Origin of the sequence: Allosaccharopolyspora coralli (assembly GCF_009664835.1) — a bacterium.
GTDB lineage: Bacteria > Actinomycetota > Actinomycetes > Mycobacteriales > Pseudonocardiaceae > Allosaccharopolyspora > Allosaccharopolyspora coralli.
On the sequence record NZ_CP045929.1, the window covers coordinates 2,836,252 to 2,851,409 of the forward strand.

The window sequence follows — 15,158 nt, forward strand, 5'->3', positions numbered from 1 at the left end:
GGGAGACAGGAACATGGCCACGAGCACGGACAGGCAGGCGACCGAGCGCGCCTCAGCACGGTCGACCGCACTGCACGAGGCCGACAGTCACGATCTGATTCGCGTGCACGGCGCGCGCGAGAACAATCTCAAGGACGTCCACGTCGAACTCCCGAAACGTCGGCTGACGGTGTTCACCGGGGTGTCCGGCTCCGGGAAGAGCTCGCTGGTGTTCGGCACGATCGCCGCCGAGTCGCAACGGATGATCAACGAGACCTACAGCGCCTTCCTGCAGGGCTTCATGCCTGCGCTGGCGCGGCCCGACGTCGACCTTCTGGAAGGCCTGACGACGGCGATCATCGTCGACCAGGAGCGGATGGGATCGAACCCGCGCTCCACGGTCGGCACGGCCACCGACGCCAACGCGATGCTGCGGATCCTGTTCAGCCGACTCGGCGAGCCGAACCTCGGTTCCCCCAACGCCTACTCCTTCAACATCCCGACCGTGAAGGCCAGCGGCGCGATCACCGTCGAGCGCGGCGCCAAGACCAAGGCGGAGAAGACGACCTTCAACCGGCTCGGTGGCATGTGCCCACGATGCGAGGGCATGGGCTCGGTCAACGACTTCGACCTGACGGCGCTCTACGACGAGACCAAGTCGCTCGCCGAAGGCGCACTCACCGTTCCGGGCTACAGCATGGACGGCTGGTACGGCCGCCTGTTCCGCGGCGCGGGTCTGGACATGGACAAGCCGATCGGAAAGTACGGCACGAAGGAGCTGCACACCCTGCTCTACGCGGAGCCGACCAAGATCAAGGTCGATGGCGTCAACCTCACCTACGAGGGGGTGATCTCCAAGATCCAGAAATCGATGCTGTCCAAGGACGTCGACGCGATGCAACCGCACGTCCGCGCCTTCGTCGAACGGGCGGTGACGTTCACGACCTGCCCCGAATGCGACGGCACCCGGCTCGGTCCCGAACCCCGGTCGTCGAAGATCGACGGGAAGAACATCGCCGACGTCTGCGCGATGCAGATCAGCGACCTGGCCGAGTGGGTCGGAGAGCTCGACGAGCCCTCCGTGGCCCCGCTGCTGACCGGACTGCGGCACCTGCTCGACTCGTTCACCCGGATCGGGTTGGGATACCTCTCCCTCGACCGGCCCGCGGGCACGCTCTCCGGCGGCGAGGCGCAACGCACGAAGATGATCCGGCACCTCGGGTCCTCACTGACCGACGTCACCTACGTCTTCGACGAGCCCACGATCGGGCTGCACCCGCACGACATCGAGCGGATGAACGCCCTGCTGCGGCAACTCCGGAACAAGGGCAACACCGTGCTCGTCGTGGAGCACAAACCCGAGACGATCGCGATCGCCGACCACGTCGTCGATCTCGGACCTGGCGCTGGCGCCGGCGGCGGCGCGGTCTGCTTCGAGGGCACCGTGGAGGCGCTGCGGGACAGCGAGACCATGACCGGCCGGCACCTCGACGACCGCGCGAGGCTCAAGGACTCCGTGCGATCCCCTTCCGGAGCACTCAAGGTGCGGGGAGCGTCGACCCACAATCTCCAGGACGTGGACGTCGACATCCCACTCGGGGTGCTCTGCGTGCTCACCGGCGTCGCCGGCTCCGGGAAGAGCTCGCTGATCGACGGATCGGTCGCAGGCCGCGAGGGTGTGGTGGTCATCGACCAAGGTGCGATCCGCGGGTCGCGGCGCAGCAACCCGGCCACCTACACCGGTCTGCTCGAACCGATCCGCAAGGCCTTCGCGAAGACCAACGGCGTCAAGCCCGCGCTGTTCAGCTCGAACTCCGAGGGCGCCTGCCCCACCTGCAACGGCGCCGGTGTGATCTTCACCGACCTGGGAGTCATGGCCACCGTCGAGTCCACGTGCGAGGACTGCGAGGGCAAGAGGTTCCAGCCCGCGGTGCTCGAGTACACCCTCGGCGGGAAGAACATCGCCGAGGTCCTCGCGATGTCGGTGGCCGAGGCGGAGGAGTTCTTCGGCGCCGGCGACGCACGCACCCCGGCCGCACACCGGATCCTCGACCGGCTCGCCGAGGTCGGACTCGGCTACCTCACCCTCGGCCAGCCGCTGACGACGCTGTCCGGTGGCGAACGGCAGCGCGTCAAACTGGCCAACCAGATGGCCGACAAGGGTGACGTGTACATCCTCGACGAGCCCACGACCGGCCTGCACCTCGCCGACGTCGAGCAGCTCCTCGGCCTGCTCGATCGGCTCGTCGACTCCGGCAAGTCGGTCGTCGCCATCGAGCACCACCAGGCCGTGATGGCGCACGCCGACCGGATCATCGACGTCGGTCCCGGTGCGGGGCACGACGGCGGCCGGATCGTCTTCGAGGGCACCCCCGCCGAGCTGGTCGCCGCCCGCTCCACCCTCACCGGCGAGCACCTTGCCGCCTACGTCGGCAGCTGACGCCGTTCCACGTGACGGGCACGGGGTGATCTGCGTGGCTGGTTCCGTGGCCGGTCTGCGTTCACCGGCGGGACGATGGCCGACGGAGCCAACCACCCGCGGGTTCTCAGCGCCCTCCTCGCGAGGACAGCGATCCCGCAGCGAGGAGAGCGCTGAGGTTCCGCCACCCGACCCACCCGGCAAGACCAGCTGTGCGGAGCTCTAAGAGCCTGTCTTTGATCTTGGTTAGGGGGTGGGGGCCCGCGTTTGTGGGCGGGTCAGTCGTCGGCTCATCATAGTGATCATGGCCCAGTTGATGAAGGCCTCGGAGTGTTCGGGGAGGCGTTCGTAGTCGCGGGTGTTGCGGCGGGCTTGGCTGATCCAGGCGAAGGTTCGTTCGACGACCCATCGGCGGTGCAGGGGCACGAACCCGGTTTGTTCGGCGAGTTTTTTCACGATCTCGACGGTGATGCCCAGGGTTGTTTTCGCCCAGGTCAGCAGGGTTCCGGTGTAGCCGCCGTCGGCCCAGATGTGGCGCACCCTGTGGTGGGCGCGGTGCAGCAGTGACAGCAGAGGGCGCCCGGCGGGCCGGTCTTGCAAGTTGGCGGCGGTGACCATGACGACCAGCAGCAGTCCCATGGTGTCCACGGCGATGTGGCGTTTGCGGCCGTTGACCTTCTTGCCGGCGTCGTAGCCGCGGGTGGAGTCACCGACTGTTTCGGCGGCGCGCACCGATTGCGCGTCGATGGCGGCTGCGGTGGGCCGCGGGCGCCGGCCGGCCTGCTGGCGGACCTGTTCACGCAGCGCATCACGCATTATTTCCACCGTGCCGTTCTCGCGCCAGCGAGCGAAAAAGCCGTACACGGTCTTGCAGGGCGGAAAGTCCACGGGAAGCGCGCGCCATTTCACTCCGTTGTCGGTGACGTAGCGGATCGCGTCGACGATGTCGCGGCGGTGGTGCTTCTCCGGACGCCCCCCGGCCGGGCTGGCACACGCCGCCGTGGGCAGCAGTGGTTCGATCACTGCCCACTCGGCGTCCGTCATGTCCGACGGGTAGCGGCGAATGCGGGCCGATGCGCTGGACGAAGGCGTCGTGGGGTACAAACTGAGTCGGGCCTCTGCTGTTAGTGATCATGACTGGCATCACGATCACTAGCAGAGGCCCTTCACATGCCCACCACCGGGATCCAAGACAGCCTCTAAGAGCGCATAGTGCCCGTAGGGCACGGTCATACGTGCTCAGCCTCGACAGGGTGAGGAGCTCCGGCGTTCGGAGTTCGTGCCTCGCAAGGCAGGGGTTCTCGCCGCGTACGCGTGGTACTCAAGAGGACCCCAACGCCGCGAGGCACGACCTGGGGCGGCGGTACCGGACCACCCACCCAAGTTCCAAACGCCTTCTAGGTAAGCTTCACTGGACCGTTACTGGTACCTGGGGGATTGCCGTGATCGCTGTCGACGCGCAGACGGAGCGTGTGTCGTTGACGGTGTCCGGACGCCCCCTCGCGCCCTGGGCCCGCACCGGCGTCCTCACGATCGTGACCGTCACCGCCGCGCTCCTGACCGCGATCAACGGACGCTACGGCTACCTCTCCGACGAGCTGTACTTCCTCGCGGCCGGAAAGCACCATCTCGACTGGGGCTACATGGACCAGCAGCCGCTGGTACCGCTACTGGCCGCGGCCGCCGACGCGCTCGCACCGGGAAACCTGTACCTGTTCCGACTGCCGACGGTGGTCATGATGGTCGTCGGGATCGTGGCGACCTCCCTGCTCGCCAGGGAACTCGGAGGAGACCGGCGCGCGCAGGTCCTCGCCGCCGCCGCGTACCCGTTGTCACCGTGGCTGCTGCTCAGCGGACACTGGCTCGCCGCGGCGTCGATGGAACCGGCACAGTGGACGGTCATCCTGTGGCTGCTGACCCGATGGGTACGCCTGCACCGGAACGGACGGCGCCGAGACCGCCTGCTCCTGGCGGCCGGGCTCGTCGCCACCGCCGCGTTGCAGACCAAGTTCCAGATCGTCGTACTCGGCGTCGCGGTGCTCGCGTCGGTCGCCGCCGTCGGACCACGTCCCATGCTCGGCCGGCCCGCGCTCTGGGCCGGGGCGGCGCTCACGCTCGGCACCGCCGTCCCGACGCTGTGGTGGCAGGCTCGGCACGACTGGCCCGCTCTCGACATGGGCACGGTCGTCGACACCGAGACCTCGCGGTGGCTGTTCCTGCCCGGTGCCTTGTTCTACTCCGGCGTCGCCGTCGGCGCGGTGCTGTGCCTGCTCGGTCTCTGGACGCTGCTGCGGTCCGAGGAACTCCGCGCGTACCGGTTCCTCGGCTGGACCGTGGTCGCGGTGGCGGCGTTCTTCACCGTCGCCAGTGGACGCCCGAACTACCTCGCCGGTCTCTACGGACTGCTGTTCGCCGCTGCGGCGGTCGGTCTGTGTCACCGGCGAGCGTCACGCGGCGCACGCTGGCAGTGGGTGCCGTGGCCCGCTTACCTGCTCTCGGCCGTGCTGCCGCTCGTCCTCCTGCCGCTCTACCCGACCCAGGTGCTCGCGTCGCACCCCCAGCTCGCGAGCTACTCACGGCTCTACGAGACCGGCTGGCGGGAACTGGCCGCCACGACCGCCCGGGCGTATCACGCGCTCCCGCCGGAAACCCGCGACCGCACCGCCGTGGTGGGTGAGAGCTACCCCATCACCGGAGCGCTGGACGTCCACGGTGTCGAGCTCGGTCTGCCCGTCGCGCACAGTCCGCACCGCGGGTACTGGTTCTTCGGAGCTCCGCCCGACTCGGCGGACTCGGTGCTCTACGTCGGAGTCGACGACACGCTCGACCCGTACTTCGGTCGACGGCGCACGCTCGACACAGTGGACTCGGACCTGGTGAACATCGCGCAGGGCGTTCCGGTCACACATTACGAGCAGCCCACGACGCCGTGGTCCGAGCTGTGGCCGCAGCTGCGACGGCTCTGACTCACCCGGCCGTTCCGGTGGACATGAGGACGGTCACCGCCCGGCACACCCACTGACCGTCGCCGTCGTGGATGTCCAGTTCGGTCCGGATGAGCTCGTGGTCCCCGGCGTCGCGGACGTCGGCGACGCGCCCGGTCACGGTGAGCACGTCACCGGCCACGATGGGCCTGCTGTAGTCGAAGTCCTGTTCGCCGTGCAGCACACGGCTGTAGTCCATCCCGAAGTCCGCCTCGAACAGCGGACTGTTCGCGGCGCCGATACCGGCGAAGACCATCGGAAACGTCGGCGGCGCGACGACATCGGAATGCCCGGCGCGGCGGGCGGCTTCCCGGTCGGTGCGGAGCGGGCTGCGGTCCCCGATCGCTTCGGCGAACTCGCGGATCTTGACCCTGCTCACCTCGTAGGGTTCGTCGGCTGCGAACTCGTGCCCCACGTACGCGCGATTGATCGGCATGACACTCCCCGGTGTCGACTCCGGCCGGAACTGTAACCGCGCGTGAGTCTTTTTGGTGGCTATAGGCACCACAAAGGCTCACGCGGGCCCTTGCTGGACGAACGGACGCAGGGTGACTCCGGCGCCGTCCAGCTGCTGGCGGACCCGGCGAGCGACCTCGACCGCGCCCGGCGAATCGCCGTGCACGCAGATCGAGTCACCGTGCACCTGCACCCGCGAGCCGTCGACCGCTTCGACCCCTTCCCCGCGAGCCACCGCCACACACCGGCGGGCGATCCGCTCGGGATCCTCGAGCACCGCTGCCGGCTGCGACCTCGGCACCAACGTGCCCTCCGGGGTGTAGGCACGGTCCGCGAACACCTCGCGCACGACCCGCAGCCCCGCCTGTTCGGCCAGTTCCAGGAACCGCGACCCCGGCAGCCCCAGCACGGCGAGATCGGAGTCGTAGAGCGAGACCGCGCGCACCACCGCCGCCGCCTGTGCCTCGTGCCGCACGATCGCGTTGTAGAGCGCACCGTGCGGCTTCACGTACGACACGCGGGATCCGGCGATCCGGGCGAACCCGCTCAGCGCGCCGATCTGGTACACGACGTCGTCGGTCAGCTCGGCGGGTGGGACGTCGACGAATCGCCGCCCGAAGCCCGCGAGATCGCGGTAGCCGACCTGCGCGCCGATCGCGACACCCTGCCGGGCCGCGTTCACACAGGACTCTCGCAGCACCCGCGGATCACCCGCATGGAAACCACACGCCACGTTGGCGCTGGTCACCACTCCCAACAGCGCCTCGTCGTCGCCGAGGGTCCAGCGTCCGAAGCTCTCGCCGAGGTCGGCGTTGAGGTCCACGGTTCAGCCCGCCGCGATCGGTCGGCGGCACACGTAGGTACAGGCGGGCGGGACGTTGCGCCACACAGTGCGCGTCGTCACCACCTCGTCGAACGCGGCGTCCACTCGAGACCGGAACGCACGCGCACCGGACATCCCGAGCGCGTGCACGTAGGCGAAGGTCGTGAACGCGCCGCCCGGAGCGAGCACCGCACCGACCTCGGACAGGATGGAGTTCTGCGACTCGGCCGAGAACAGCGACCACGGCAGGCCGCTCACGACCGCGTCCACCCGGTCGATGCCCTGCTCGGCCAGCAACGACGACAGCTCGGCGGCGTCGCCCTGCACGACGTCCAGCCAGGGCAGGTTCGCACGCAGGTAGTCGATCATCCCGGCGTCGAGTTCGACCGCGAGATGACGACCCCGCTCTGGCAGCCGCTCGGAGATCGCGGGGCTCAAGGCGCCGGTGCCCGGCCCGAGCTCGACGACCACGGGTGCGCCCGACGAGGGCACCACGGCGGCCATCTCACGCGCGAGATGAAGTGAACTCGGCGCCACCGCGCCGACCGTGCCGGGCTCACGCACGGCCCGGAGTGCGAAACGCCGGTACACCGCCCATCGGGATCCGGGTCGCGTGCTCCGCCGACCGTTCTCGGGTGGGTGGTCTGCGCTGATGCTCTCGGATGATCTCACGAGTCGCCTTCGACGTCGGACAACGGCGGTGCCGTTCACGGACGAACCCACCCTATCGAGACCGCCGGTCTCGGAGCACCCACGGACCACGCCCCAGCGTCGATGTAACGCACACCACGCCCCGTGCGATGACCACCGTGACGGCCCGACCTCGCCGGACGCACAGGCGGGCACGCAACGACGCCCCGGTTCGACATGTCGAACCGGGGCGTCGTCATCTGTCGTTCCGGCGAACGCCAACCGTTCGAATTACCGCCGGTAACCGGTCTGCGACTCCCCGTCTTTATTGGTCTTCGACGAAGCGGCGGCCGGGTGAATTCGCGGCTGTTCGAGCGCTCATTCGACCGAATCGAGAGTGGCCGCCTTAAGCTCGGAAAACCATTCCGGGCGAAAAGACAGCAGGGCCCGTCCGTCTACTGGACGAGCCCGGTGGGGCCTTGTCAGGCCACGAGTTCGTGCGAGTTCTGGTCCGCGGTGGCAGGCACCGAGACACGACGGACCCACGCCGTCGCCGCGACCGCCGCCGCACCCAGCAAGGCTGCCTCTGCTGCCAGAACTGTCCACACCATGGTCATTTCCCGATGCCTCCCTTCTGCGATCCTCCCCGCTCCCGAGTGCGCGCGAGCGCGCGCGCAAGCGCGCAACATTGCCGCTCACACGCCGTTCGGAAGAGGTTTGGGGCGAACAACCCAACACCACTCATCGTAGGCCGCGAGCCGTGAACGGTCTAACCACATCAACGTGTTTTGTGTCGCACCCGCACGGAGGACCGTCATACACGGCATCCGAAACCTCGGAGTGCATTTCGGGACTTGGGTGGGTGGTCCCGATACCGCCCCCTCACGGTGCTGCGGCTGGTCGGGTACAACCTTCAGCTCCCACATGCACGCTCAGCCGGATCCTGTCGAGTTCGTTCTCCGGACGGCGACCGCGCGAAGCGCGTGATGGCCGATGAGAATGACAGCGGTCCCGAGCGCGATCCCGCCGAAGCCGAACTCCGGGGTGAACTGCAACGACACGCTCCCGACCCCGATGACGACGCCGGCCGCGGTCGGCAGCAGGTTCACCGGGTCGGCGAAGTCGACCCGGTTCTGCACCCAAATCTTCGCGCCGAGCACGCCGATCATGCCGTAGAGCACCACCGTGATGCCGCCGAGCACACCGCCCGGAGTGGCCGCCACGATCGCCCCGAACTTCGGGCACAGACCGAACAGCACCGCCACGAGCGCGGCCACCCAGTAGGCGGCCGTCGAGTACACCCGGGTCGCCGCCATCACACCGATGTTCTCGGCATAGGTCGTCGTGGGCGGCCCGCCGACCGAACTGGACACCGAGGTGGCGAGCCCGTCGGCGAACATTGCACGCCCCCGACTGCCGTCGAGTCTGCGGCGCGTCATCTCCTCGACGGCCTTGACGTGGCCGGTGTTCTCCGCCACGAGCGCGATCACCACCGGCAGCACCACGAGTACGGCGGGGAGGCTGAACGACGGCGCCTGCACCGGCGGCAACCCGAACCACGGCGCCTCCGCGACCGCGCTCAGATCCACCCGGTACCGCTCCACCACCTCACCGTCGGCGTTCGGAGACCGGATCATGCCGAACCATCGATCGAACCCCCAGGACAGCGTGTAACCGGCGACGAGCGCCACGAACACGGCGATCCGGCCCCAGAAACCACGCAGCACCACACTGCAGACCAACAGCACGACCATGGTGAACAGCGCGATCCACTGATCCTGGGGCCAGTAGGTCTCGGCGACCACCGGCGCGAGGTTCAAGCCGATCAACAACACCACCGCGCCGGAGACCACCGGCGGCAGCACCCGGTTCACGACGTGCGGGCCCACCAGGTGCAGGATCACCCCGACCACCGCGAGTGCCACACCACTGATCAGGATCGCGCCGAGCACGGTCGCGGTGTCCCCGCCGCCCGCCCGAACGGCGGCGACCACTCCGACGAACGACGCGCTGGAACCGAGGTAACTGGGGATCCGTCCCTGCACGACGAGCAGGAACAGGATCGTCGCCAATCCCGAGACCATGATCGCCAGGTTCGGGTTCAGCCCCATGAGGACCGGGAACACGAACGTCGCGCCGAACATCGCGACGACGTGCTGGGCGCCGAGGCCGACCGTTCGTGGCCACGACAACCGCTCGTCCGGTGCCACCGACTCGCCCGGTCGCGGTGTCGCGCCGTCGCCGTGCACCGTCCACCCGATGCCGAGCCGCCGCGCCGTGTCCTTGAACATGCGGATTAGTGTCCACCATGGACCGCTGCGGGACAGCTCGGCGCGACCGAGGCGTCGTCCGACTCCGGTTCACTCGCGGAGCCAGTCGCTCCACGTGACCTCGCCCAACGTCCCTTCAGGACACGTCATGGCCTGCAAGCGTCGGCGCGTCCTGTCCGGGAGCGGAAGTCCGAGAACGCGGAGTCGCCGCCGACGTGCCGTCTGCCACTGCTCGACGGCGGTGGCGAGGTCCATCACTTCCGGGCCGCCGAATTCCGCGGCCGTCCCGCTGGGCCCCTTCGCCACGGCCGCGGCGGCGAACGCGGCGAACTCGTCGCTGTCGGCGGGCTGGATCGGCGCCGACTTCGGCAGCGGCACGAGCGGCAGGCGTGCCGCGGAGTCGAGCATCCGCGCGATCAGCCAGTGGAACGGGGTGGACCGGACGATCGACCACGGTACGTCGCCGACCCGCACCAGTTCCTCGGCGGTGTGTTTCAACCGCGGGTACGCGCCCCACGGTTCCTCCACTCCGACGATCGAGACCTGCACGAAATGCCGGACGCCGTTGGCGGCGGCGAGGTCGAGCAGCTGGCTGGTGGCGTCCACGTCCACTTCGGGCGGGCTGCGCCGCGCGTCACGCGGAAGCGGGAAACCGCGTTGCGCCGCAGGTGAATGGGTCGCCGCGTGGATCACGACGTCCGCCCCGTGCACGGCTTCCGGAACTCCTCGACCACTGGCGAGATCACCCCGGTACCACCGGATGTCCGTGTCGGTGCCCGGGCTTCTCGTGAGGACCCGTACCTCGTGCTCGCCGGCCAGTCGCGCCACCAGCGCACGTCCCACGTGACCGGTTCCGCCGGTCACCAGCATTGTGCTCATCGCGGGACCCTCACGTGCGCAGCCGGGGCAGCACCTCGGAGCCGTAGAGCTCCACTGTGGTCTCGTTCGCGTCGTGCATCGCGTACACCGCGAACTGGTCGACGCCGAGCTCGGCCAGCTCGGCGAGGCGCTCGACCTGAGCCTGCGGCGGTCCCAGAAGACAGAATCGGTCCACGACCTCGTCCGGAACGAAGTCGGTGCTGGGGTTGCCCGCGCGACCGTGGTGGGCGTAGTCGTAACCCTCGCGCCGTCCGATGTAGTCCGTGAGCTCCGGCGGAACCTCGTCCGACCCCGCGCCGTACCGTGCGACGAGATCGGCCACGTGGTTGCCGACCATTCCGCCGAACCACCGGCACTGTTCCCGTGCGTGTTCGAGGTCGTCCGAGACGTAGGCCGGTGCCGCCACACAGATCGTCACGTCGTTCGGGTCCCGGCCGGCCGCCACCGCCGACTCGCGGACGTGCTCGATCATCCACCGCGCCAGGTACGGATCGGCGAGTTGCAGGATGAACCCGTCAGCGACCCGGCCTGCGATCTCCAACGCCTTGGGGCCGTAGGCACCCATCCACACGGGAAGTGACATGTCCCCCGCGACCCACGGCAGCTGCACCAGCGTGCCGCCTCGCTCGACCGACCCCCCTTCGGCGAGCGCCTTGATCACATCGATCGCGTCTTCCAGCGTCGCCAGCGAGGCGGGCCGGCCTCCGGTGACGCGCACGGCCGAGTCGCCGCGACCGATCCCGCACACCACCCGTGGACCGAACATCTCCTGCAACGTCGCGAAAGTCGAGGCCGTGACGGTCCAGTCCCGTGTGGACGGATTGGTCACCATCGTGCCCACACGCAAAGACTCGGTGTTCGACAGGATCCGGCTGTGGATGACGAACGGTTCCTGCCACAGCACGCAGGAATCGAACGTCCACCCGTGTGTGAATCCGACGTCCTCCGCACGACGCATGAGCTCGACGACCGACCGGGCAGGCGGATCCGTTTGCAGAACCAGTCCGAAGTCCATGTCGTCTCCGTTCGTCGGTCAGCTCAAGTACTGGCAGGTACTGCGCTGCAGGTAGCGCCCGTGTCCCTTGCGTCCGACGTACTCCCCCGAGTCGATCACGACCTGGCCGCGGGAGAGCACCGTGCGCGCCGACCCGGTCACCCGGCGGCCCTCGTAGGCGTTGTAATCCACGTTCATGTGGTGTGTCTCGGCCGACAGGACGTGTTCGGCGGCCGGGTCGTAGACGACGATGTCGGCATCGGCGCCGGGTACGATCGCACCCTTACGTGGGTGCACACCGAACATCTTCGCCGGAGTCGTGCTGGCGAGTTCGACCCAGCGCCTACGCGAGATCCGGCCGTCGACGACGGCCTGGTGCAGCAGGTCGAGACGGTTCTCGACACCGGGGATTCCGTTGGGAATCTTGGAGAAGTCGCCGGTACCGAGTTCTTTCTGCTGCGCGAAGCAGAACGGGCAGTGATCGGTGGAGACCACGGACAGGTCGTTGGTGCGCAGCGCCCGCCACAGCGACTCCTGGTGCTCAGCAGGACGCAGCGGGCTGGAGCACACGTACTTCGCCCCTTCGAACCCGGGGCGTGCCAGGTCGTCGACGGTGAGGAACAAGTACTGCGGGCAGGTCTCGGCGAACACCGGAGTCCCGACGTCCCGCGCTGCGGTGATCTCGGCGACCGCGTCGGTCGACGAGACGTGCACGACGTAGAGCGGAACATCGGCCACTCTGGACAGTTGAATCGCCCGATGGGTCGCCTCGGCCTCCAGAAGCGGGTGCCGGACCTGGCCGTGATACTTCGGGTCGGTGTGCCCGGCGGCGAGGGCCTGCTTGACGAGCACGTCGATGGCGATGCCGTTCTCGGCGTGCATCATCGTCAACGCGCCGTTGCCCGCGGCCTGCTGCATCGCTTCGAGGATCTGACCGTCGTCGCTGTAGAACACGCCCGGGTAGGCCATGAACATCTTGAAACTGGTGACGCCTTCACCGACCAGCGTGTCCATCTCCTTGAGGGTCTGCTCGCCGATGTCGGAGAGGACCATGTGGAACCCGTAGTCGACAGCACATTCACCCTCCGCCTCGGCGTGCCACGCGTCCAGCCCTTCCCGCAGCGCACGACCCCGCGACTGAATCGCGAAGTCGACGATCGTCGTCGTACCGCCCCAGGCCGCCGCCCGGGTGCCGGTTTCGAACGTGTCGGAGGCATAGGTCCCGCCGAACGGCATCTGCATGTGGGTGTGGCCGTCGACCCCGCCCGGCACCACGTACATCCCGCTCGCGTCGAGCACCCGGTCCACGCCGGCCACCCATTGCTCGCTGGTCTCCGGGCCGGCGAGGGCGGCGATCCGCTCACCCTCGACGAGGACGTCCGCGAGGATCTCTTCGGTGGCGGTGACCACGAGTCCACCGCGGATGAGTGTGCGGCTCATACGTCACTTCCCTTCCCGCAGTGCGGCGAGCAGGATTTCGGCCCCACTGCGCGCCTCGTCCTCGGTGAGGCTCAACGGGGGTGCGATGCGCAGGACGTTGCCGTGCAGCCCTCCCTTGCCGACGAGCAGACCGCGCCGACGTGTCGATTCCAGGATCGTCGTGGCCAGAACGGGGTCGGGTGTGCCGGTGCGGGCGTCACCGAGTTCGACGCCGATCATGAGCCCTTTGCCCCGGATGTCGACCACTTCCGGGATCGCTTCGCACCCGTCCTCCAACAGTGCGCGCAGCCGCCGCCCGACGCGCAGAGCGTTGCCCTGCAAGTCGTGCGCGAGCAGGTGTTCCAGGTTCGCCAGCGCCCCGGCCGTGGTCACGGGACTGCCGCCGAACGTGGAGATCGAACTCGCCTGCAGGCTGTTCATCACCTCGGCGGAGGCGACCACGCCACCGATGGACAGGCCGTTGCCCAACCCCTTGGCGAAGGTGAGCATGTCCGGCGGCCCGTGCTGCGCGTGCGCCTGCCAGCCCCAGAAGTGCTCGCCGGTCCGCCCCCAGCCGGTCTGCACCTCGTCGCTGATCCAGAGAATCCCGTGTTCGTCGAGCACTTCCCGGAAACGACCGAGCAACCCGTCGGGCGGCACGGCGAACCCGCCGACGCCCTGGATCGGCTCGGCGATCAGGCACGCGACCGTGCCGTGAGCCTGGTCGAGCACGTCCCGGAGGTCCTCGACGCAGGCGTCGGCGAGTTCACGATCGCCGAGGTTCGCCCACGTTCCGCCCGGACGGCGGCTGCCGTGCACGTACAAGGTCTGGACCGGGGACAGGCTCGTCGCGGACCAGCCTCGATTGCCGGTGACGGCCATCGAGGCGAAGGAGCGGCCGTGGTAGCTGTTGCGCAGCGCGAGGATCTGGTTGGAGCCCCGATAGCACGTCGCGAGCAGCATCGCCGTGTCGTTGGCTTCGGTTCCGCTGCTCGTGAAGAACACTCTCGGGTCGTCGATGCCGGAGAGTTCGGCGACCCGCTCGGCGAGTTCGATCATCGGCCGGTTCAGGTACAGCGTCGAGGTGTGCAGGATCTTCGCGGCCTGGTCGCTGACCGCGGCCGTCACCGACGGCAGCGCGTGCTCGGTCATGGTGGTGAGGATCCCGCCGAAGAAGTCGAGATAGCGGTTGCCCTCGGCGTCCCAGACGTGCCTGCCTTCGCCGCGGTCGATGTCGATCGGTTCGCCGTAGAACGTGCCCATCCACTGCGGCATCACCGCGTTGCGACGTTTGGCGAGGTCGGCGTGCGTTCCGTGGGCTGGTGTGTGCTGCAATTCCGGTCCTCTCCACAGGGTGTGCGAGTCACGCCGTCACCGGTCAGGGGTCGGTGAGCACGGAGTACGCGTCCGGGCGCCGGTCCCGGTAGAACGCCCACTGGGTACGGACCGAGTCGACGAGTCCGAGGTCGAGGTCGCGGACGAGCAGTTCTTCCTCGTGAGCACTGGCAGGCGCACCGACGAACTTGCCGCGCGGGTCGACGAAGTAGCTCGTGCCGTAGAAGTCGTTGTCGCCGTATTCCTCGACGCCGATCCGGTTGATGGCCGCCACGAAGTACTCGTTGGCCACCGCCGCCGCGGGCTGTTCGAGCTCCCAGAGGTGCGACGAGAGCCCGCGACTCGTGGCGGACGGGTTGTAGACCAGCTGCGCGCCCGCGAGCCCGAGCGCCCGCCAGCCCTCCGGAAAGTGCCGGTCGTAGCAGATGTAGACGCCCACGCGTCCGACGGCGGTGTCGAACACCGGCCACCCCAGGTTGCCGGGACGGAAGTAGAACTTCTCCCAGAAGCCGGGCAGGTGCGGCAGGTGGTGCTTGCGGTACTTGCCGAGGTAGCGACCATCGGCGTCGATCACGGCCGCGGTGTTGTAGTAGAAGCCGGGGCCGTCGACCTCGAAGACGGGCAACACGATCACGATGCCGAGTTCGCCTGCCAGAGCGCACATGCGCCGCGTGGTGGGGCCGCCCGGGACAGGCTCGGCCCACCGCTGGTGCTCGTCGTCCTGCACCTGACAGAAGTACGGCGCGTTGAAGACCTCCTGGAACCCGATGATCCGGGCACCCTGTTCTCGTGCGGTACGCGCGTACTGTTCGTGCGTCTCGACCATCGACGCGCTGTCACCGGTCCATTTGGCCTGGACCAGGGCGGCTCGAACCACCGCGGACATGGGCACCGCACCCCCTCGTCGGAGTCCGGCAGGTCGGCTCGAGCCGGACATCATCCGAACATATGAGCCAGACCACACAGGTGC

At 68.4% G+C, this 15,158-nt stretch carries 13 protein-coding genes; 2 read left to right on the forward strand and 11 right to left on the reverse strand.

Annotated features, from left to right (window positions below; translation table 11 throughout):
* Positions 1-13 precede the first annotated feature (13 nt).
* On the forward strand, positions 14-2,419 hold the full coding sequence (locus GIY23_RS13450; protein ID WP_154076975.1) for an ATP-binding cassette domain-containing protein: 2,406 nt from the start codon (positions 14-16) through the stop codon (positions 2,417-2,419).
* A gap of 225 nt (positions 2,420-2,644) precedes the next feature.
* On the opposite strand, the gene GIY23_RS13455 is transcribed toward GIY23_RS13450, so the two are convergent.
* The gene (locus GIY23_RS13455) at positions 2,645-3,442 is read right to left on the reverse strand and encodes an IS5 family transposase (protein WP_154075648.1); all 798 of its coding nucleotides are present in this window, start codon (positions 3,440-3,442) and stop codon (positions 2,645-2,647) included.
* 398 nt (positions 3,443-3,840) lie between these two features.
* Here GIY23_RS13455 and GIY23_RS13460 point away from each other — a divergent pair, with 398 nt between their 5' ends.
* Positions 3,841-5,364, forward strand: a complete 1,524-nt coding sequence (locus GIY23_RS13460) for an ArnT family glycosyltransferase (protein ID WP_228717277.1) — start codon at positions 3,841-3,843, stop codon at positions 5,362-5,364.
* A gap of 1 nt (position 5,365) precedes the next feature.
* On the opposite strand, the gene GIY23_RS13465 is transcribed toward GIY23_RS13460, so the two are convergent.
* From GIY23_RS13465 to GIY23_RS13505, 10 genes are all read right to left on the reverse strand, one after another.
* The gene (locus GIY23_RS13465) at positions 5,366-5,818 is read right to left on the reverse strand and encodes a MaoC family dehydratase N-terminal domain-containing protein (RefSeq protein WP_154076977.1); all 453 of its coding nucleotides are present in this window, start codon (positions 5,816-5,818) and stop codon (positions 5,366-5,368) included.
* Positions 5,819-5,896: 78 nt separating this feature from the next.
* A complete protein-coding gene (locus tag GIY23_RS13470) occupies positions 5,897-6,661 on the reverse strand; it encodes a LamB/YcsF family protein (RefSeq protein ID WP_154076978.1) in 765 nt (254 codons plus the stop codon).
* Positions 6,662-6,664: 3 nt separating this feature from the next.
* Positions 6,665-7,225: a class I SAM-dependent methyltransferase gene (locus tag GIY23_RS13475; RefSeq protein ID WP_154076979.1), complete on the reverse strand. Its 561-nt coding sequence runs from the start codon at positions 7,223-7,225 to the stop codon at positions 6,665-6,667.
* A 548-nt stretch (positions 7,226-7,773) separates the two neighbouring features.
* Complete coding sequence (locus GIY23_RS23235; RefSeq protein ID WP_267313223.1) at positions 7,774-7,908, reverse strand: hypothetical protein; 135 nt, start codon at positions 7,906-7,908, stop codon at positions 7,774-7,776.
* 315 nt (positions 7,909-8,223) lie between these two features.
* Positions 8,224-9,582: a uracil-xanthine permease family protein gene (locus GIY23_RS13480; protein WP_154076980.1), complete on the reverse strand. Its 1,359-nt coding sequence runs from the start codon at positions 9,580-9,582 to the stop codon at positions 8,224-8,226.
* 69 nt (positions 9,583-9,651) lie between these two features.
* The gene (locus GIY23_RS13485) at positions 9,652-10,440 is read right to left on the reverse strand and encodes an SDR family oxidoreductase (RefSeq protein ID WP_154076981.1); all 789 of its coding nucleotides are present in this window, start codon (positions 10,438-10,440) and stop codon (positions 9,652-9,654) included.
* A 10-nt stretch (positions 10,441-10,450) separates the two neighbouring features.
* Positions 10,451-11,455: a TIGR03842 family LLM class F420-dependent oxidoreductase gene (locus tag GIY23_RS13490; protein WP_154076982.1), complete on the reverse strand. Its 1,005-nt coding sequence runs from the start codon at positions 11,453-11,455 to the stop codon at positions 10,451-10,453.
* 18 nt (positions 11,456-11,473) lie between these two features.
* A complete protein-coding gene (hydA, locus tag GIY23_RS13495; protein WP_154076983.1) occupies positions 11,474-12,874 on the reverse strand; it encodes a dihydropyrimidinase in 1,401 nt (466 codons plus the stop codon).
* Between the two features lie 3 nt (positions 12,875-12,877).
* Positions 12,878-14,128, reverse strand: a complete 1,251-nt coding sequence (locus GIY23_RS13500; RefSeq protein WP_154078829.1) for an aspartate aminotransferase family protein — start codon at positions 14,126-14,128, stop codon at positions 12,878-12,880.
* 103 nt (positions 14,129-14,231) lie between these two features.
* Positions 14,232-15,074: a nitrilase-related carbon-nitrogen hydrolase gene (locus tag GIY23_RS13505; protein WP_154076984.1), complete on the reverse strand. Its 843-nt coding sequence runs from the start codon at positions 15,072-15,074 to the stop codon at positions 14,232-14,234.
* Between the last annotated feature and the right edge of the window lie 84 nt (positions 15,075-15,158).

What these genes read in the sequence shown, in the direction of transcription:
- GIY23_RS13450 (WP_154076975.1), top strand. Translation starts at nt 14, where the DNA reads ATGGCCACGAGCACGGACAGGCAGGCGACCGAGCGCGCCTCAGCACGG.
- GIY23_RS13455 (WP_154075648.1), bottom strand. Translation starts at nt 3,442, where the DNA reads ATGACGGACGCCGAGTGGGCAGTGATCGAACCACTGCTGCCCACGGCG.
- GIY23_RS13465 (WP_154076977.1), bottom strand. Translation starts at nt 5,818, where the DNA reads ATGCCGATCAATCGCGCGTACGTGGGGCACGAGTTCGCAGCCGACGAA.
- GIY23_RS23235 (WP_267313223.1), bottom strand. Translation starts at nt 7,908, where the DNA reads ATGACCATGGTGTGGACAGTTCTGGCAGCAGAGGCAGCCTTGCTGGGT.
- GIY23_RS13480 (WP_154076980.1), bottom strand. Translation starts at nt 9,582, where the DNA reads ATGTTCAAGGACACGGCGCGGCGGCTCGGCATCGGGTGGACGGTGCAC.
- GIY23_RS13485 (WP_154076981.1), bottom strand. Translation starts at nt 10,440, where the DNA reads ATGAGCACAATGCTGGTGACCGGCGGAACCGGTCACGTGGGACGTGCG.
- GIY23_RS13490 (WP_154076982.1), bottom strand. Translation starts at nt 11,455, where the DNA reads ATGGACTTCGGACTGGTTCTGCAAACGGATCCGCCTGCCCGGTCGGTC.
- hydA (WP_154076983.1), bottom strand. Translation starts at nt 12,874, where the DNA reads ATGAGCCGCACACTCATCCGCGGTGGACTCGTGGTCACCGCCACCGAA.
- GIY23_RS13500 (WP_154078829.1), bottom strand. Translation starts at nt 14,128, where the DNA reads ATGCCGCAGTGGATGGGCACGTTCTACGGCGAACCGATCGACATCGAC.
- GIY23_RS13505 (WP_154076984.1), bottom strand. Translation starts at nt 15,074, where the DNA reads ATGTCCGCGGTGGTTCGAGCCGCCCTGGTCCAGGCCAAATGGACCGGT.